Annotated in this window: 18 protein-coding genes; 6 read left to right on the plus strand and 12 right to left on the minus strand. The window is 35.5% G+C overall.

Annotated features, from left to right (window positions below):
* Positions 1-48: 48 nt before the first annotated feature.
* Complete coding sequence (locus tag G4D63_RS02000; protein WP_163177161.1) at positions 49-1,671, minus strand: ABC-F family ATP-binding cassette domain-containing protein; 1,623 nt, start codon at positions 1,669-1,671, stop codon at positions 49-51.
* A 173-nt stretch (positions 1,672-1,844) separates the two neighbouring features.
* Positions 1,845-1,982 carry a DUF6254 family protein gene (locus tag G4D63_RS02005; RefSeq protein WP_163177163.1) on the minus strand — a complete coding sequence of 46 codons (138 nt, stop codon included), beginning with the start codon at positions 1,980-1,982 and terminating at the stop codon, positions 1,845-1,847.
* Between the two features lie 238 nt (positions 1,983-2,220).
* On the opposite strand from G4D63_RS02005, the gene G4D63_RS02010 reads away from it, so the two are divergent.
* Positions 2,221-4,332, plus strand: a complete 2,112-nt coding sequence (locus G4D63_RS02010) for an ATP-dependent Clp protease ATP-binding subunit (RefSeq protein WP_163177165.1) — start codon at positions 2,221-2,223, stop codon at positions 4,330-4,332.
* A gap of 95 nt (positions 4,333-4,427) precedes the next feature.
* On the opposite strand, the gene G4D63_RS02015 is transcribed toward G4D63_RS02010, so the two are convergent.
* Complete coding sequence (locus tag G4D63_RS02015) at positions 4,428-5,558, minus strand: HD-GYP domain-containing protein (RefSeq protein WP_163177167.1); 1,131 nt, start codon at positions 5,556-5,558, stop codon at positions 4,428-4,430.
* A gap of 231 nt (positions 5,559-5,789) precedes the next feature.
* Complete coding sequence (locus tag G4D63_RS02020) at positions 5,790-5,927, minus strand: hypothetical protein (RefSeq protein ID WP_163177169.1); 138 nt, start codon at positions 5,925-5,927, stop codon at positions 5,790-5,792.
* Positions 5,928-6,070: 143 nt separating this feature from the next.
* Here G4D63_RS02020 and G4D63_RS02025 point away from each other — a divergent pair, with 143 nt between their 5' ends.
* A complete protein-coding gene (locus G4D63_RS02025; protein ID WP_163177171.1) occupies positions 6,071-6,907 on the plus strand; it encodes a hypothetical protein in 837 nt (278 codons plus the stop codon).
* A gap of 76 nt (positions 6,908-6,983) precedes the next feature.
* Here G4D63_RS02025 and G4D63_RS02030 read toward each other — a convergent pair whose 3' ends face one another.
* Positions 6,984-8,678, minus strand: coding sequence for a M3 family oligoendopeptidase (locus G4D63_RS02030; protein WP_163177173.1), 1,695 nt, complete (start codon positions 8,676-8,678; stop codon positions 6,984-6,986).
* 246 nt (positions 8,679-8,924) lie between these two features.
* On the opposite strand from G4D63_RS02030, the gene motA reads away from it, so the two are divergent.
* Together motA and motB are read left to right on the plus strand one after the other, a co-directional pair.
* Entirely contained in the window at positions 8,925-9,722 is a 798-nt protein-coding gene (gene motA / locus G4D63_RS02035; RefSeq protein WP_163177175.1) for a flagellar motor stator protein MotA, read from the plus strand.
* On the plus strand, positions 9,715-10,503 hold the full coding sequence (gene motB / locus G4D63_RS02040; protein WP_163177177.1) for a flagellar motor protein MotB: 789 nt from the start codon (positions 9,715-9,717) through the stop codon (positions 10,501-10,503). The genes motA and motB overlap by 8 nt, the downstream gene beginning before the upstream one ends.
* Positions 10,504-10,600: 97 nt before the next feature.
* Here motB and G4D63_RS02045 read toward each other — a convergent pair whose 3' ends face one another.
* From G4D63_RS02045 to G4D63_RS02060, 4 genes are all read right to left on the minus strand, one after another.
* Positions 10,601-11,041, minus strand: coding sequence for a MarR family winged helix-turn-helix transcriptional regulator (locus G4D63_RS02045; protein WP_163177179.1), 441 nt, complete (start codon positions 11,039-11,041; stop codon positions 10,601-10,603).
* A gap of 129 nt (positions 11,042-11,170) precedes the next feature.
* Positions 11,171-12,160 (minus strand): phosphotransferase enzyme family protein, encoded by a 990-nt coding sequence (locus G4D63_RS02050; protein WP_163177181.1) that lies wholly within the window; start codon positions 12,158-12,160, stop codon positions 11,171-11,173.
* A 111-nt stretch (positions 12,161-12,271) separates the two neighbouring features.
* Positions 12,272-13,192 (minus strand): PhzF family phenazine biosynthesis protein, encoded by a 921-nt coding sequence (locus tag G4D63_RS02055; protein WP_163177183.1) that lies wholly within the window; start codon positions 13,190-13,192, stop codon positions 12,272-12,274.
* 153 nt (positions 13,193-13,345) lie between these two features.
* Positions 13,346-13,606, minus strand: coding sequence for an aspartyl-phosphate phosphatase Spo0E family protein (locus tag G4D63_RS02060; RefSeq protein WP_239585842.1), 261 nt, complete (start codon positions 13,604-13,606; stop codon positions 13,346-13,348).
* A gap of 216 nt (positions 13,607-13,822) precedes the next feature.
* On the opposite strand from G4D63_RS02060, the gene G4D63_RS02065 reads away from it, so the two are divergent.
* Together G4D63_RS02065 and G4D63_RS02070 are read left to right on the plus strand one after the other, a co-directional pair.
* Positions 13,823-14,269, plus strand: coding sequence for a YkvA family protein (locus G4D63_RS02065; protein ID WP_163177185.1), 447 nt, complete (start codon positions 13,823-13,825; stop codon positions 14,267-14,269).
* A 99-nt stretch (positions 14,270-14,368) separates the two neighbouring features.
* A complete protein-coding gene (locus G4D63_RS02070) occupies positions 14,369-15,157 on the plus strand; it encodes a divergent polysaccharide deacetylase family protein (RefSeq protein WP_163177186.1) in 789 nt (262 codons plus the stop codon).
* Between the two features lie 214 nt (positions 15,158-15,371).
* On the opposite strand, the gene G4D63_RS02075 is transcribed toward G4D63_RS02070, so the two are convergent.
* From G4D63_RS02075 to G4D63_RS02085, 3 genes are all read right to left on the minus strand, one after another.
* Positions 15,372-15,905 (minus strand): 1,2-dihydroxy-3-keto-5-methylthiopentene dioxygenase, encoded by a 534-nt coding sequence (locus G4D63_RS02075; RefSeq protein ID WP_163177188.1) that lies wholly within the window; start codon positions 15,903-15,905, stop codon positions 15,372-15,374.
* A gap of 99 nt (positions 15,906-16,004) precedes the next feature.
* Positions 16,005-16,625, minus strand: a complete 621-nt coding sequence (locus G4D63_RS02080) for a methylthioribulose 1-phosphate dehydratase (RefSeq protein WP_163177191.1) — start codon at positions 16,623-16,625, stop codon at positions 16,005-16,007.
* Complete coding sequence (locus tag G4D63_RS02085; RefSeq protein ID WP_163177193.1) at positions 16,622-17,284, minus strand: 2-hydroxy-3-keto-5-methylthiopentenyl-1-phosphate phosphatase; 663 nt, start codon at positions 17,282-17,284, stop codon at positions 16,622-16,624. The genes G4D63_RS02080 and G4D63_RS02085 overlap by 4 nt, the downstream gene beginning before the upstream one ends.
* Between the last annotated feature and the right edge of the window lie 6 nt (positions 17,285-17,290).

Below are 17,290 nucleotides of genomic sequence, written 5' to 3' on the forward strand. Positions count from 1 at the left end.
TGCCTATATAAGAAAAGCGCAACCGGTTGGTTGCGCTTTTTCGTATTATTAAGCTGTATAAAGTGCCTCAACTTGCTTTTGTAAAGCATCATTTTCAAGATACTCATCATAAGAAGATACCTTATCAACGATCCCATTTGGTGTGATTTCGATAATACGGTTGGCAATCGTCTGTACAAACTGATGGTCATGAGATGTAAATAACATCGTCCCTTTAAACGCAATTAGACCATTATTTAAAGCAGTAATAGATTCTAAATCTAAATGGTTTGTTGGCTCATCTAATAGAAGTACATTTGCACCTGTTAGCATCATTTTAGATAGCATACAGCGTACTTTTTCTCCTCCTGATAATACCTTAGCTTTTTTGTTTACTTCCTCACCAGAAAACAACATTCTTCCAAGGAATCCACGTAAAAAGCTTTCAGTCTGATCATTAGGTGAATATTGACGAAGCCAGTCTACTAGATTTAACTCATTGTTTTCAAAATATCTAGAGTTATCTTTCGGGAAATAAGCCTGACTTGTAGTTATACCCCATTTATAGGTACCACTATCTGCTTCCATTTCACCTGTTAGAATTTTGAATAAGATTGTTTTAGCAATCTCATCTCTTCCAACAAAGGAAATTTTATCTCCCTTGTTAACCGTAAAACTAACATTATCTAGTACCTTCACACCATCAATCGATTTAGAAATTCCCTCGACTCTTAATAGGTCATTTCCAACCTCGCGCTCTTGAGAAAAATGAACATAAGGATATTTACGAGAAGAAGGTCTTATATCATCTAGCTCAATTTTATCAAGTAGCTTTTTTCTTGATGTCGCTTGTTTAGATTTTGAAGCATTTGCACTAAAACGTGCAATGAAAGCCTGAAGTTCTTTAATTTTCTCTTCCTTCTTTTTATTAGCATCCTGAGACAATCTAGATGCTAACTGACTAGATTCATACCAAAAGTCATAGTTACCAACATATACTTGAATTTTACCAAAGTCTAAGTCAGCAATATGAGTACAAACCTTGTTTAAGAAATGTCGATCATGGGAAACCACAATAACTGTGTTTTCAAAGTTAATTAAGAATTCTTCTAGCCAGCGAATTGCTTGAATATCTAAGTGGTTCGTCGGCTCATCTAGTAGTAAAATGTCCGGCTTACCAAAAAGAGCTTGCGCTAATAATACTTTAACCTTGTCTCCACCAGTCAGATCTGCCATCTTTTTATGGTGTAGATCTTCACCGATGCCTAACCCTTTTAATAGAATTGCTGCTTCTGATTCAGCTTCCCAACCGTTCAGTTCAGCAAACTCACCTTCAAGCTCAGCTGCTCTCATACCATCTTCATCTGTAAAGTCTGCTTTCATATAGATAGCATCCTTCTCTTGCATTACTTCATAAAGACGAGCATGACCTTTGATTACAGTATTAATGACTTCAAATTCTTCATATTCGAAGTGGTTTTGCTTAAGTACTGCTAGGCGCTCTCCAGGGGTTATGTTAATGTTACCTTCTTGAGCCTCTATTTCACCTGATAATATTTTTAAAAAAGTTGACTTCCCTGCACCATTCGCTCCAATAAGACCATAACAGTTACCAGGAGTAAACTTAATATTTACATCATCAAAAAGCTTACGATCACCATATCGAAGCCCTACATTTTGCACTGATATCATACGTTCAAAATCCTCCATTCTATTTTACACTGCGGTTATTATAGCATAATACTGCCACAATATGATACTTTTCACTGTAAGAAATAGTTAATGAAGAATAGTTAGTAGACGTTGGTTGAAAATTTATTCTCTAATATAAAAACAGACATGGGAAATTTCCCATGTCCTGTTACTTAACGATTTTCGTTATTCTTTTTGTCCTCTGCAACACCCTCAGCCAACTCATCAAAAGATTTCACTTTCCCATGTGGATTTTGTGCTTCTTTTCTAGTTCTGAATTGTCGTTCCTTTTGGCGCTTTGATTGTGTCATTGTCTATTTCTCCTTTATGAAATCAATTTCTCCTTTATTTTTTCAAATTCCTACCGTTCTTATGTATGTCCCTATTTGTTTAACAAGAAAGCAAGCGCATCATAGCTGCTCTTTCTTAAATTTACCATCTTTTAACCTAAGCATTTTAGTTGAAAGTCAGTAAAGGTCAAAGTAAAATAAAGTCAGAAGGTCAATAAAGGTCAAATAAATATTAAATCTAAACCTAGGAGGAACTACGATGATTTGTCAAAAATGTAACCAAAGAGAAGCAACTGTATTATTGAATATACAAATCAATCAACAGCGGAAACAATATCCACTTTGTCATAGCTGTTATGCAGAAGAAAAAAATCAATTGAAAATTCCTGCTGGGCACCATAACAATTATTCAATTGAAGACTTATTCAAAGACTTTAACCAATATAATAAAAACAAAGGCTCAGAACATATAACTACTGAGAAAAATAAAGGAATCCTTGACCAACTCGGAAGAAATCTAACAAATATGGCTAAAGCAGGGATGATTGATCCTGTCATCGGCAGAGATGAAGAAGTAGATCGCGTTATTGAAATACTAAATCGTCGTAATAAAAACAACCCCGTTTTGATTGGTGAACCTGGGGTTGGTAAGACAGCCATTGTAGAAGGCCTTGCTCTCAAAATCGCAGAAAGTAAAGTGCCATCAAAACTATTAAATAAAGAGGTTTATTTGCTAGATGTAGCAGGACTTGTTGCAAATACAGGGATAAGAGGACAATTTGAAGAAAGAATGAAACAAATTATTACAGAACTACAAGAACGAAAAAATATTATTTTGTTTATAGATGAAATTCATCTACTTGTTGGTGCAGGTTCAGCTGAAGGTTCAATGGATGCTGGCAATATCCTAAAGCCAGCATTAGCTAGAGGTGAGCTGCAGCTAGTTGGAGCGACCACTTTAAAGGAATATCGGAAAATTGAAAAAGACGCTGCTCTAGAACGTCGTTTTCAACCGATTACTGTGAATGAACCTACTATTGATGAGGCAATTCAAATATTAACCGGAATTAAAGAAAAGTATGAGGATTATCATGAGGTTTCATACTCTGAGGAAGCGATTAAAGCTTGTGTTACGCTATCTAGTCGCTATATCCAGGATCGTTTCTTACCAGATAAAGCAATCGACCTACTAGATGAAGCTGGTTCTAAGAAAAACCTCATGACAACTAAAATAAACCCTAATGATCTACAGAAACAATTACTCCGAATCTCTAAGGAAAAAGATCAAGCAGCACAAGAGGAAAACTATGAACTTGCAGCTCAACTACGAGTAAAGGAAATTGAGATTGAAGCAAAGTTGAAAGAACAATCACAACAGGATAAAGCAGTCGTTCAGGTAGAAGATATACAAAAGATCATCGAAAAGAAAACAGGAATACCGGTTGGTAAACTTCAAGAAAATGACCAAGAAAAGTTAAAAAACCTGGCCTCTAACTTATCCAAAAAAGTGATAGGTCAAGACGAGGCAGTTCAAAAGATTTCGAAAGCCATTCGAAGAAGTCGAGCAGGACTAAAAACTAAACATCGTCCAGTAGGTTCCTTCCTTTTTGTAGGGCCAACTGGTGTTGGAAAAACTGAATTAACAAAAACTTTAGCTCAGGAATTATTCGGATCCAAGGATGCTATGGTTCGTCTTGATATGAGTGAGTATATGGAGAAGCATTCAGTTTCAAAAATAATTGGTTCCCCTCCTGGTTATGTTGGACATGAGGAAGCTGGACAACTCACTGAGAAGGTAAGAAGAAATCCTTATAGCATTATTTTGCTAGATGAAATTGAAAAAGCTCATCCAGATGTGTTACACCTATTCCTTCAATTATTAGAGGACGGAAGATTAACAGATAGTCAAGGCCGAACAGTAAGCTTTAAAGATTCAGTAATTATAATGACAAGTAATGCTGGTGTAGGTGAAAAGAAAATCTCAGTTGGTTTTGAAAATACGAATCCTACATCCTCATCTATACTGGACTCATTAAGGAATTATTTTAAGCCTGAGTTTTTAAATAGACTTGACGGTATTATTGAGTTTAATCAATTAAGTAAGATAGATATGCACGAGATTGTAAGCATTATGATTGGTGAATTAAACGAAACCTTACTCGAGCAAAACTTAACATTACGTATCAGTGATGATGCTAAAGCACTGCTAGCCGACTTAGGGTATTCCCCTCAATTTGGGGCTAGACCATTACGCCGTACCATCCAAGAGAATATTGAAGACCCTATTACTGACCTTCTATTAGATGAATCAGGTGTTAAGAGTATTATTGTAAAAGAAGTAGAAGGAATGTTAGTGATCGAGAGTGAATAATACTTTTTAATAAGGCTTGTAGGTTGAGTTATCATATTGGTATTAAAAAAGAGCATGAATCTTTATTAACGATTCATGCTCTTTTTCTTAGATTTCTAATGTGATGAGGCTTTTAATTCATCATCCATTGCTTTAGATAATTTTTTCTCAAGCTCAATGAGTTGTTCTGCGCGTTTTTTTAAGAGTGGAAAACAATCAATAAAGTATGGGATGATTCGATCGTCAAACTGTGTTCCACTGTTCTCCAAAATGATGTCTCTTGCTTCATAGATTGAATAGGCTCTTCGGTATGACCTATTCGTTGTTAGAGCATCAAAGGTATCAGCGATTGCAATAATTCTCGCTAAGAGTGGAATTTCTTCACCAGTTAAGCCGTGGGGATATCCATTACCATCCGTTCTCTCATGATGAAAGAGGATCGGATGAATGATTTCTTCAGGAAATTCTAAGCTCTTTGCAATTTCTGCTCCAAAAGAAGGGTGAGCCTTAATTTCTTCATACTCCACTGCATTCAGCTTACCCTGTTTTTGTAGAATATCATTAGAAATATTAACTTTTCCAATATCATGTAATAACGAACTAATTCGGAGTTTTTCTAAATCGACTGGATAATCATTCTCTCGCAATGTTCTTCCTATAATCATGCTATATTCAGATACTCTTGTAGAATGACCTCTTGTATATTCATCTTTAGCTTCAATCGCTAAAACTAAGGCCTCCATTGTCTTCGTATACATTGAATTTAACATCTCTTGTTGAACCATCATTTTAGAAACAAAATATAAGATAAGAGTATAACTTAGAAAAACAATAAGTTGTACAATTTCTATAAATGGATAGAACGTAATAATTGGATGAATATAGATAACGGATGAATACACTAATACTGAGATAAAAAAGGAAAAAACAAAATAAATTTTCTCCTTAAAGAGTGCTGCGTATATGAGACCAAAATAAAAAATTACATGCCCGATATACGGGGCAACATATAAAGAAATCCCCAAAATGATATATGTAAAAATCAAAAACACAAATCTTTGTTTCACTAGTGACAAGTACTGATAAATTAGTATTAAAGGTAAATACCCCAATAAAAGCACGAATATGAGTGCGTAGTAATCAGTTGGTATATTTTCAAACAAGAACATAGTAGACAGCATTAAAATAAGTGCCCCTAATGATGTTCCTATCCATGCTGTTATTATAATCCTCTTCATTGAATACATGAGAACTTTCCTCGCAAACTAGTGAAATAGTAAAATGGTATTACATTTTACTCTGTATATGTAAGTGCTCTTGTACATTGAGTACTTTAGAACTGATCAACTTTCCGTTCAGAGTAAAGCACAAAAACGCAAGCCCCCATAAAAGGCTTTCATTCTATTTTCATTATACAAACAAAAACATAATCGGTATAGCCTTCTAAATAAAAAACCAAGACAATCTTGGTTTTTTATTCATTCACTGTCAGGAGTTATATTAAAAAAGTCCTTCACAATCGTGTCTTCTTCCTGCTCTCTTTTATATTGCTGTTTTCCCATCTTCCCGTCCGATTCATAGCTTAAATTCTTTAATTCTTCTTCTGATTTTTTCACATTAATCCCTCCTATGACTAGAATAACCAGATGGAATGAAAGTATGAATTCTCTACCACATACTGACAGGTTCTTAACAACATAGTCATATACTTTTTCGGGAATGATTAGAAAATATTGAGAACTTAGATAAGGGTGGAACTATGAAAAAATTGGTTTATTATGGTTTACTTTTACTCCTGTTTTTCTCTCCTGTACACGTATCAGCGCAAAAAGAAAGTGGATATAGCGCTACTCATCTTAGCTTTGATAATAACTTACTAAAATGGGACGAGGTCAATTCTCTACTGCCTAAGTTTTCTAAGTTTACCGTTATTGATTTTGAAACTGGATTAAGTTTTAAGGTACAAAGAAGGGCTGGAAGAGATCATACTGACGTTCAACCTCTGACACAAAAGGACACCAAAATCATGAAGAGTATTTATGGAGGTAAATGGAGCTGGAAAAGAAGAGCAATTTTGGTGCAGTTTGACGACTATTTAATCCCAGCTTCTATGCATGGTATGCCTCATGGTGCTGGAGCTCTTCAGAATAGTTTTCCTGGTCATTTTTGCATACACTTTTATGGAAGTTCCACTCATCGTACAGATCAAATGGACTTTTCTCATTCGTTAATGATTCTAAAGTCCGCAGGTCAGTTGGACGATTATGTGTTCAACGCCAGTTCAAATGATTTCGTAAAGATATTTGTAGAGGGAATGAATCAACAAGATGAATTTATCCTTGATTTAGTCCTATCAAAGAATTGGAGAAGAGATAAAGAATTCCTTACCAAATTGAATGATATCCAGACAATAAAAATCAAACAACTCGAATTATTGACGGAAAGTCCTTTTGTTTCAGAAGCTCAGGTAGAAATAGTTATGTACTCAAAGAAAAATGGTAAAATGAAAGGTAATTTACATGTCTCAATGGTCAGAAGTTACCCAATTGACTCATGGGAAGTAGTAGCTAGCGAGATTATATTTGATGTAGAATAAGATTAAAAGTGCAAGCGGAATGAAAAGCTTCATAATTTCAAAAAAAGCCGGAACTTAGTTAGTTCCGGCTTTTTCTTTAAAGCTCTGAGTCATTTATTTGGTTAAGGAAATGTTCAATCTCTGAAACAACGGCTCTAACTGAACCTTCCTCAAACGGTGAATCAAGATTAGCTACCTTTACTAATTCAGTAAATGGCTTACTTCCACCCTCTTTACATAGTGTATAGTAATCCTGCCATGCATTTTCCTTATTTTCTCTAGCACGTACCCAAAATTGAAATGCACAAATTTGTGCCAACGTGTAGTCAATATAATAGAATGGTGTCGTAAAGATATGCCCTTGTCTTTGCCAGAATCCACCCTGTAACAAGTACTCATTTTCTTCATGATTTCGGTGAGGTAAATATTTTTTCTCTAGTTTGGTCCATTCCTCTTTACGCTCTTGTGGTGTCGCATCTGGATTTCCATAAACAAAATGCTGAAATTCATCTACTGCGACTCCATAAGGCAGGAACAATAGGGCACTACTTAAATGAGAGAATTTATATTTTTCTGTATCCTCTTTAAAGAAATTCTCCATCCATGGCCATGTAAAAAATTCCATACTCATTGAGTGAATTTCACATGCTTCAAAGGTTGGCCAATTATATTCTGGCACTTCATAATCTCGACTCGAATATACCTGGAAAGCATGACCGGCTTCATGTGTTAAAACATCTATGTCACCTGAAGTCCCGTTAAAGTTCGAGAAGATAAAAGGAGCTTTGTAATTATTTATATATGTACAATAACCACCACTAGCTTTTCCTTTTTTAGCAACTAGATCCATAAGATTATTCTCAATCATATAATCGAAAAATTCTTTTGTTTCAGCAGAAAGCTCACTGTACATTGCTTTTCCGTTTTCAACAATCCATTCAGGACTTCCCTTTGGTTCAGGATTACCGCTCTTAAAATCAAAACCTTCATCATAGTAATACAGTTCATCTACACCGATTCGGTTACGTTGACGTTCTTTTAGTTGTGTTGCTAGTGGTACGATAAACTCTTTTACTTGATCTCTAAATTTTGCAACATCCTGTGCATTATAATCTGTTCTAAGCATACGATCATAACCTAATTCAACAAAATTATTATAACCAAGTTTGTTTGCGATCTTTGTTCGAACTTTAACAAGTTTATCGTAAATTTCATCAAACTGATCTGTATGTTCAGCAAAGAATCCATAATATAACTCGCTTGCCTTTTTACGAACGTCTCGGTCCTTTGTGATTGTAAATGGATATAATTGTGCTAATGTTTTTTCCTCACCTTCGAACGTCAACTTCGCAGAGGCAACAAGCTTAGTATATTCACTTGTTAACTTATTCTCAGTTTGTAAGTCCTCAATCACCTCTGGTGAGAAAGTCTTTAATTCTAACTCTGCTAGATTAAATAGATGACTTCCCCACTTATTTTCAAGCTCAGTTCTAAACGGTGACGAAACTAGACTTTTATAAAAAGTGGTAGTGACTTTTTGCATGATGGGGTTACTCTCATCATAGAAATCATTTTCAGCTTGATAGAATTCATCGTTCGTATCAATTGTGTGACGAACATATGAAATATTGTACATGGTACTATAATCGTTTCGTAACCCGTTGATTTCCTTCATAATTTGGTTTTGTTCATCTGCTGTTTGAGCTTGGTCAAATTTGGTTAGTAACGCAGAAACGCTATTTTCAATTTCTTCTAGATTTGGTCGTTTATATTCAAATTGTTCAAATCTCATTCTATTCCACTCCTTCTATGTTTTCAACGTAACTATTCGGTAGTCTAATTGCTTTTTCCTGCAATGAGTATGAGAGTTTTTGTCCAAGTTTATTTCATTCTGTTTTTTTCAGAAATAATCCAGTCAAATCCTTAAACAAATGAGGGATCCTTCCGATAAGAAAGATAGGATAACAAATCACTATTTGCAGATACAGCTCTAATTATGTCGAAATAACAGAAAAAAATACAAAGTAAGGTGATCATTATGGATAAAGCTTCTTTTATTGGTTTAATTCTCGGACTAGCAGGTTTATTAATAGGAATGGTAACTAAAGGAGTTCCGATGGGAGTTCTATTAAATATTCCCGCTATCTTCATCATCATGGTTGGAACGTTTGGTGCTGTTACCATTGCCTTCCCTGGTCATGAACTAAAGAAAGTTCCTAAACTATTAAAAATAATATTTACTGACAAAGGAAGTGTTCAAGTTATTGATCTTATTCCAACCTTTGTAAATTGGGCTAATATTGCTCGTAAAGAAGGACTACTCGCTCTTGAAGCACAAGTTAACGAAGTAGAAGATTCCTTTTTAAAAAATGGTCTTAGCTTAGCCATTGATGGGCAATCCCCTGAATTTATCCGCGATGTGATGGATGAGGAAATAGAAGCTATGGAAGAACGTCATCTCACTGGTGCAGGTATATTTACTCAGGCTGGTACTTACGCTCCCACACTTGGAGTTCTAGGGGCAGTTGTTGGTTTAATCGCTGCTTTAGGAAACATGGCTGACATTGATGCACTTGGTGCTGCTATTGCTGCTGCGTTCGTAGCAACACTATTTGGGATTTTCTTTGGATATGTCATTTATCATCCATTTGCAAACAAGTTAAAACGCAAATCACGCGATGAAGCTCGTGTTAAACGCGTGATGATTGAAGGGGTATTATCCGTATTAGACGGGCAATCTCCTACGATGCTAGAACAAAAATTAATTAGCTATCTACCACAATATGAGCGCGAACAATACTTTGCATCTCAAGGTGGTGGTAAACAGGATGAGTAAAAAGAAGAAAAAGCATCATCATGAGGAACATGTAGATGAAAGCTGGCTCATTCCTTATGCAGACTTATTAACACTATTACTTGCACTGTTTATCGTGTTATTTGCAAGTAGTTCTGTAGACGCTCAAAAGTTTCAACAAATGGCTGAGTCATTTAGCTCTGCATTCAATGGAGGTACTGGACTCATGGAATATCCTAGTCCGTTACCTGAAGATCAGCCTCAATCCTTGAACGAAGAAGATGCCCAAAATAAAGATAATGAAAATCCTGAGTTTGATAAAGAGGAGCAAAATGAGTTAAGGGAACTCCAAGAACAAAATGAGTTAAAGGAACTTCAAGAGAAAATTAACAAATATATTGATGCTAAACAGCTTGATACACGTTTAGAAACGACGTTAACTGATGAAGGGTTGCTAATCACTATCTTAAATGATGTTTTCTTTGATTCCGGAGTTGCAGAAGTTAAGTTAAATGAAGAATCACTAGTAAAAGATCTTTCTGAACTATTGGTTAGTGATCCTCCACGTAATGTTATTATTAGTGGTCATACAGATAATGTACCAATTAGTAATTCACAATTTGATTCTAACTGGCATTTAAGTGTTATGCGTGCTGTTAATTTTATGAAGTTGTTGTTAGACAATGAAAGCCTTGATGAGCGTAGATTTAGTGCTAAGGGCTTTGGGGAGTACCAGCCTGTAGACACGAACGACACCAAAGATGGTCGTGCTAACAACCGAAGAGTAGAGGTTCTAATACTTCCAAATGAATTCAAAGAGTAAGGGGAAAAGAGGTAAACTTAATTACCTCTTTTTTTTGACTGTTAAAACAAAAAAGAATGCTCTACATTCCCGTTTTGGGATGTAGAGCATTTTAAGTTTACCGATTCACACCATAGCCAAGCTTCTTTAATAAGGAGATTAATTCTTCCTTCTCATCAAGAGACAAGGAAGATTCCACTTCATTTATAAATTGCTCATGCTCTGGGAAAATCTTTTCCATAAAAGCCGTACCTTCATCAGTTAATGAAGCATATGTGACACGACGATCCTTCGTACACTGCTTACGCGCTAACAAACCTTTCTGTTCTAGCTTATCCACTACATAAGTAATACTGCCACTAGCAATCAGGATTTTCCCTCCAATCTGTTGTAGCGGAGTTTCTCCCTTATTATACAGAAGCTCTAATACAGCAAATTCTGTCGGATTTAACCCGAAGCTTGCAATAGACTTATTTGCTTGGTCACTCACACTTCGATAAGCTCGAGAAAGGACAACAAAGAGCTTTAATGACGTATCAATATCTTTTCTATTTTCCATGTATAATCATATCCTTATCAATTTCAATTATCTTGAATTAAAGATATAATACTAAAAATTGTTTATAGTTGTCAAACTAAATTGGAAGACTTGTTTAAATAAATAGAAGAAAAGCTCACAGGTGTGAGCTTATACGTTCAAATCAACGATCGAGTCTTGGGATAATATTCTTCCTTTAATCTCACCTAATAAAGCTTTAAATCGTTCATTAGCATTTTCAACATCCATCTTCTTATGAAAAACATTGAATAGAACAAGATCCCTTAAGTTAAGGAATAACGGTAGTTTTTTAAGGATCGAATGATCAATATGAAACTCCTTCTCATAGCCTTTAAGAAATTGCTCTAATAGAACTTTTGAAAACTCAGTTCGCTCCTGCTTATTACCATTTTGAAATTTGTACCAAGCACTATAATAGATGGGAATGGCTATATCATGGACAAACCAAAAATATTGGGAATCATCGAAATCGAATAATTGAAGCTTACCTTCGTGCAAGAAGAAATTACCAGAATGGATATCACTATGAATCAGACCATACGTTTCCTTGCTTTTTGGTAAACTTTTAACTGTATGGACTAGCTGGTCTGCTACCTTATTGAATTGTAGGTCTGTGAAAGGTAATACCTTCTCTGGATATAAAAGTTCCTCTTCATCCCACTGTGGCCTTTTCACACCTGATGGTTCAAAGCTTGTAGTTAACCGGTGGAGTTGACCCGTAGTTCTACCCCATTCATAAAAAAGATTGTCATTAAACATCTCTGACTGAATCTCGATTCTATTACCAGGTGCCTTTTCAAATAGACTTGCATAGAAAAAGCTACCTTCTACTGGAAGCGTGACCACATAACTTCCCTCACTTGAAGAATAAGGTTTTGAAACATTTACACCATTCTGATGTAGATAGTTAACCCATTCAAGCTCAGCCTCTATTTGTCCTGGTGATCGATGTGAGCTATGTGTAAGTCTTAAGATGGTTGGTTTACCATGATAGCTTACTTCAAAAATGTAGCTTTCAAAATCACCTAATTTCCTATATTCCTTTGTATCAGCTCCATAACCTTGGCCAGCCTTATGAACTAAGTCTTCAGAAAAAAGTCGATCCACACTCTGTTCCATTATTGCTTCTCCTCTTCGGTATTCTACATTTTGTTTTCTAATCTTTTATTGCTCGTAAAGCGAAGCTCTTTTCTAAAAAAGAGCCATATATATTTCAACCCGTCAAGTGAATTAAGGTAGCCGTAATGAACCTTCCCCAATAATTACAGCACTACCGCCTACAAGAACTTTACTAATCTTCCCCTCTATTCTTTCTAATGTGATTTCAATTCTACTAGGTCGACCCATTTCAATTCCTTGTTCACTTATTATAGTGATTAGACCATCATGGTGTTCAATGAGCTTATTTTCAACCAAATAGAAGCCTAATGGACCACTAGCACTACCAGTTGCGGGGTCTTCACTTATTCCCATCGCTGGGGCAAACATCCGACTATGTACATGGGCATCCTCTTGCTCTGTCTCCACTGAAAATGCAAAGATATGTCGTTTGTTTTCATCGTTAGAAAATAGTTTCTGCCATACATCCATTCGAAATTGAATTTTCTTCATAGCCTCAAGACTCTTGATTGGTATGAACAAAAATGGAATACCAGCTGAAATGGTTTGGATGGGAAGTTCAGTATCTAAATCTTGTTCATCTAGTGAAAGCAATGTTGCACAAGCTTTATAATCTAACATTTGATCTGTTACTTCAGGTATCGGTTGAATCATCTCGGCCTTTGTAATCTCACCGTTTTCAGCATATAAATGTAATGGCACTAGCCCTATATTCTCCTCCACTGTTAAAGCGGTTAATCCATCATGAGAGTATGGAGTCATCTTTTTCTCACCTAGCAAAAAGGCTGTACCAATCGTGGGGTGACCTGCAAATGGAAGTTCCATCGCTGGAGTAAAAATTTTCAATTTAAAATGTCGACGCTCTGTTGTCGGTGGAAAAAGAAAGACAGTTTCAGAAAGGTTTAATTCTTTTGCAATCATTTGCATTTGTTCTGAAGTGAGCCCCTCCCCGTTCGAAAATACAGCGAGCTGATTGCCTCCAAATAAAGTAGTCGTAAAAACATCTAGTAAGTTATAATTCAACATTCTCATTATTTTTGTTCTCCTTTCAGCTTCATTCCACTATATGGTAATTATAAGGATATCTCAGATTTATGGCTAGTATTTTAATGTTTCTTTAATGTGGAATGAAAATAAAAAAACCTATTAATAAATGCAACATTTGCATTCATAATAGGTTTACTATTACTTTATTTTATTTATTGAAAGAATAGGTTGCATGACAAACAATGAAATCGTATTTAGTACAGATTGATAAAAACCTACTCTATTTTCTAATATTTTATATGTTTGATAGTGGATAATTAATTGATCTAGTTCTTGGCTACACTTGATTGTTTCTTCACTAGTAAAACTTGTTTGCATAGCTGTTGAGATCATTTCTTCTCTTTTTAAGTTTATCTTCTCTAGTAACAGGCTTAAGTTATTACCAATCTCATCTTGCAACTACTGTTCCTCCTTCAACCCTTTACACTACTAAAACACATTAACTTATTTGAATTATTACAAATTCTACTATTTATGTAAATAGAATCGCAAAATTAGACAAATTTTTCATATTCTTTTTTTCAAAAATATGTCACATTTTAGACATCTTTCTTTTATTAATTTTGTATTTTCAGTTAAACTATGGAGAAGAACATTCTTATTAGGAGTGAAACGATGGGAAGTATAAAAAATGACTTGCCCGCTAAAGGAGTCAAGCAATATAGGACTAAGGCATTACAATATATAAATGATCGAAAAAAAGCGAAGGAGCTAATTACTGAAGCTACTAAAAAGACAAAATCCGAAGTAGGAAGAGTGGAAAGTTTTCGTAATCAACTTCTTTTACTGGTTGATGCTTTCGATGATTGGGTTTCTGGTAGATATCGAGAGGTCCCTTATAAGACACTTTCATTAATTGTCATCGGAATTCTTTATTTCGTTGTTCCTACCGATCTAATTCCAGATATTTTTATTGGAGCAGGCTATATTGACGATGCCACGATGATTGCCTTTATATTTAGGCAAATTGAACAGGACCTTCACAAATATAGACTATGGAAGCAACACCAAAATCCAAATGCAGTTGAAACACATACTACTATTCAAACAGAAGATGAGTAAACTAAATCTCTCTAGCTCATGCTATTAGAAAACCATTTTAAGTTTTCTTCGAATCAACTACTGGTTCGCAAAAGATAGTCATGAAAAGGAGAGATTTTTATGTCACGTATTATATACACTTTCTCGTTAATCCTCGTGTTTTTCTTTATTCCAAGTTCAATCAGTGCAGAGACAGAGGCTAAAAAAGTAGCCATTATAATTGATGATTTCGGGAACAGTATGAACGGTTCTAAAGAAATTTTAGCTTTACCTATACCACTTACGATTGCAGTTATGCCTTTTTTAGAAACATCAAAATCAGATGCAGAATGGGCTCATCGACTTGGGCATGATGTAATTGTTCATCTACCAATGGAGCCTCTTAAGGGAAAGAAAAGTTGGTTAGGACCAGGTGCAATTACGACTGATTTATCTTCAGATGAAGTTCGACTTCGTGTAACAGCTGCAATCAAGGATGTGCCTTATGCAATTGGAATTAATAATCATATGGGATCAAAAGTAACAGCCGATAAAAGAATCATGCGAATCATCTTGGAGGTTTGTCGTGAGCAAGGACTTATTTTCATAGATAGTAAAACTAGTCCTAAAAGTGTAGTTGCTGAATTAGCAAATGAAATTGGAGTCCCCTATTTGGAGAATGAATTATTCTTTGATGATGTATATACAACCCAACATATTATTAACCAAACAAAAAGGTTAATTAAGCAACTACAAGTGAGAGATGAAGTGGTTGCTATTGGACACGTTGGACCTCCTGGTGAGAAAACAGCTGGAGTTATTAAGGAGTTTATCCCTGTTATAAAAACGAATGCCAGGTTTGTAAAGGCAGCCTCTCTTATAGAAGAAAGGGAGTTTATACAAGAAGAAAAGGCGCAAGCGCCCCGTTAAGCCCCGACAAGCAAATGTTCCTAGAAGAAGAAAAGGGTGAACTTTCCTTTTATTCTTCTAGGGTTATTTGACCTCGAGGGGCTTGGCGCTGGAGCTAGATTTAAATGCACTGACCCTAGTTATCCACAAATGATTATTTTATAATTTCCTAAACAATAAAAAAAGACGCCTTTCCTTATTTTTTAATGAAAGGCGTCTTCTTTTTGTAATTATATTAAGCGTTCACTTCATCCTGCTCATAAATTGGTACCCAGCCCTCTGGAGTAACAAATATACGAACCGCTACAACCTTACGATCTTCTTGAAGAGTAAAGAAGTGACGGACATTTTCTGGTACTGAAATTAAATCACCTGGCTCTAATCTAACATCAAAGAACACTTCATCTTTTCCTTGAATGATAAAGATTCCATGACCACTTACAATGAAACGAACCTCATCATCTGTGTGATGATGCTCTTTTTGGAAGTTAGTTAAAAGCTGATCAAGATTAGGCGTTGCATCCGATAATGCAATAACATCAGCAGTTTGATAGCCTCTTCTTTCCGATATATCCTTAATTTCAGCATTAAACACTTCAAGTATTTCATTCTTTTGTTCATCAGATAACTGGAAGTTTTCACTTAAATGAGCTGGTAATTTTGAAATATCCCATTGCTCATATATAACTTCATTACTATTTAAAAATTCAGCTACCTTTACCTGATCCTCAATAACCTCATCACTACCATGAATACGAATTGTTGCCATTTTACTATTCCTCCCTTTGCGGTTTCAGTTTATATTTTTGCTTCATCACATTAACGCATTGGGGGCCAGGCCCCCGATGCGTTAGTGTGTTAAAGTGAGTTAACGAATGTTTTTGAGCATAAGCCTCTTTAGTTCAAAGCTAAATAGGAATTCACATGCTTCTAGATATCTTTTGGCTTCAAGTGGGGTTCTCCCCCACACTGTAATACCATGATTTTGTATTAACACTGCACCGGTATCTCCTGTAATATGAGGAATAAATTCCTGAGTTAAAGTTGGGATATGGGCATGGTTGTAAATAATAGGAACTGTAAAGGTTGCGTCTTCTTCCCACAGTCCAAATGCTTTGATAAGCTCCTGCTTTTGAAAGACAATCTCACCTTGCTCATAGAATAAATCTGACATCACATTGTTGTCTACGGTATGGACATGTAGGCAACATGCAGCTTTAGTTCTGTTATACACTTCTGTATGAAGCAGTGTTTCTGCAGACGGCTTTAGATGAGTGTTCTCTACAGGGAGTCCTTCATTATTCACTAAAAGGAAATCTTCCTCAGTTCGTTTTCGTTTATCTTTTCCACTTGCTGTTACTAGGAATGTTAAAGGCTCTTCTGTTACTTTAATAGATAAATTCCCGCTTGTTCCCGGAAACCAATCTCTCCATGCTAATTCATCCTTGATATCAGCTAGCTCATTCCATCTCTCTTGGATCGCACTCATAGCTTTACCACCCTTTGTTGCTGCAAATAGGTTATGACATCATGAAACGTTTCAAATGGGTGAAAAGGTATGCCTAACTCAGTTAGCTTTTCCTTTAAAAAGTCACGGGCAAATACCGTGTGGGCCTGCTTGGCAGCTTGAAGATCTGTAATTGAATCACCTATAACAATAATATGATCATCTTCATGAGCTAGTCTTTTGATAATAGTAGGTTTACAACAGCCACATCCGTTTTCACATGTCTCGTCACAGCTATTTGGCCATAGGATCTTAATTTTTTCATTAGAAAAATCAGATTCGTTACAATAAATAAATTCCTTACTGATAAGCCCTTCTAGTAGTGGATAAACAAAAAAATCAATTCCTCCACTAACAATGTAAAGTCGAATATCTTCTTCCTTTGTAAAATTTACAAAGTCAGCAAATCCTTTACGAATAATTGCAGTCTCTTTAAGAAAGTCAATAATTTCTTCTTTGAGAGTGGAAGGAAGAAGCGAAAACATCTTGCCGACTCCTTCTTGAATGGATATTTCTTGGGATAGGACTTGGTCTTTAATGCCATTCCATTCTGGAGGAGCAAACTGTTTCATTAATGCTATGATGTTATCCGTTTCAGTAATTGTCCCGTCAAAGTCGCAAAATATAACTGAATTCATCATTTTTTA

Source organism: Bacillus mesophilus (assembly GCF_011008845.1).
In the GTDB taxonomy this organism is placed as follows: Bacteria; Bacillota; Bacilli; order Bacillales; family SA4; genus Bacillus_BS; species Bacillus_BS mesophilus.

What these genes read in the sequence shown, in the direction of transcription:
- G4D63_RS02000 (WP_163177161.1), bottom strand. Translation starts at nt 1,671, where the DNA reads ATGATATCAGTGCAAAATGTAGGGCTTCGATATGGTGATCGTAAGCTT.
- G4D63_RS02005 (WP_163177163.1), bottom strand. Translation starts at nt 1,982, where the DNA reads ATGACACAATCAAAGCGCCAAAAGGAACGACAATTCAGAACTAGAAAA.
- G4D63_RS02010 (WP_163177165.1), top strand. Translation starts at nt 2,221, where the DNA reads ATGATTTGTCAAAAATGTAACCAAAGAGAAGCAACTGTATTATTGAAT.
- G4D63_RS02015 (WP_163177167.1), bottom strand. Translation starts at nt 5,558, where the DNA reads ATGTATTCAATGAAGAGGATTATAATAACAGCATGGATAGGAACATCA.
- G4D63_RS02025 (WP_163177171.1), top strand. Translation starts at nt 6,071, where the DNA reads ATGAAAAAATTGGTTTATTATGGTTTACTTTTACTCCTGTTTTTCTCT.
- G4D63_RS02030 (WP_163177173.1), bottom strand. Translation starts at nt 8,678, where the DNA reads ATGAGATTTGAACAATTTGAATATAAACGACCAAATCTAGAAGAAATT.
- motA (WP_163177175.1), top strand. Translation starts at nt 8,925, where the DNA reads ATGGATAAAGCTTCTTTTATTGGTTTAATTCTCGGACTAGCAGGTTTA.
- motB (WP_163177177.1), top strand. Translation starts at nt 9,715, where the DNA reads ATGAGTAAAAAGAAGAAAAAGCATCATCATGAGGAACATGTAGATGAA.
- G4D63_RS02045 (WP_163177179.1), bottom strand. Translation starts at nt 11,041, where the DNA reads ATGGAAAATAGAAAAGATATTGATACGTCATTAAAGCTCTTTGTTGTC.
- G4D63_RS02050 (WP_163177181.1), bottom strand. Translation starts at nt 12,160, where the DNA reads ATGGAACAGAGTGTGGATCGACTTTTTTCTGAAGACTTAGTTCATAAG.
- G4D63_RS02055 (WP_163177183.1), bottom strand. Translation starts at nt 13,192, where the DNA reads ATGAGAATGTTGAATTATAACTTACTAGATGTTTTTACGACTACTTTA.
- G4D63_RS02065 (WP_163177185.1), top strand. Translation starts at nt 13,823, where the DNA reads ATGGGAAGTATAAAAAATGACTTGCCCGCTAAAGGAGTCAAGCAATAT.
- G4D63_RS02070 (WP_163177186.1), top strand. Translation starts at nt 14,369, where the DNA reads ATGTCACGTATTATATACACTTTCTCGTTAATCCTCGTGTTTTTCTTT.
- G4D63_RS02075 (WP_163177188.1), bottom strand. Translation starts at nt 15,905, where the DNA reads ATGGCAACAATTCGTATTCATGGTAGTGATGAGGTTATTGAGGATCAG.
- G4D63_RS02080 (WP_163177191.1), bottom strand. Translation starts at nt 16,625, where the DNA reads ATGAGTGCGATCCAAGAGAGATGGAATGAGCTAGCTGATATCAAGGAT.
- G4D63_RS02085 (WP_163177193.1), bottom strand. Translation starts at nt 17,284, where the DNA reads ATGATGAATTCAGTTATATTTTGCGACTTTGACGGGACAATTACTGAA.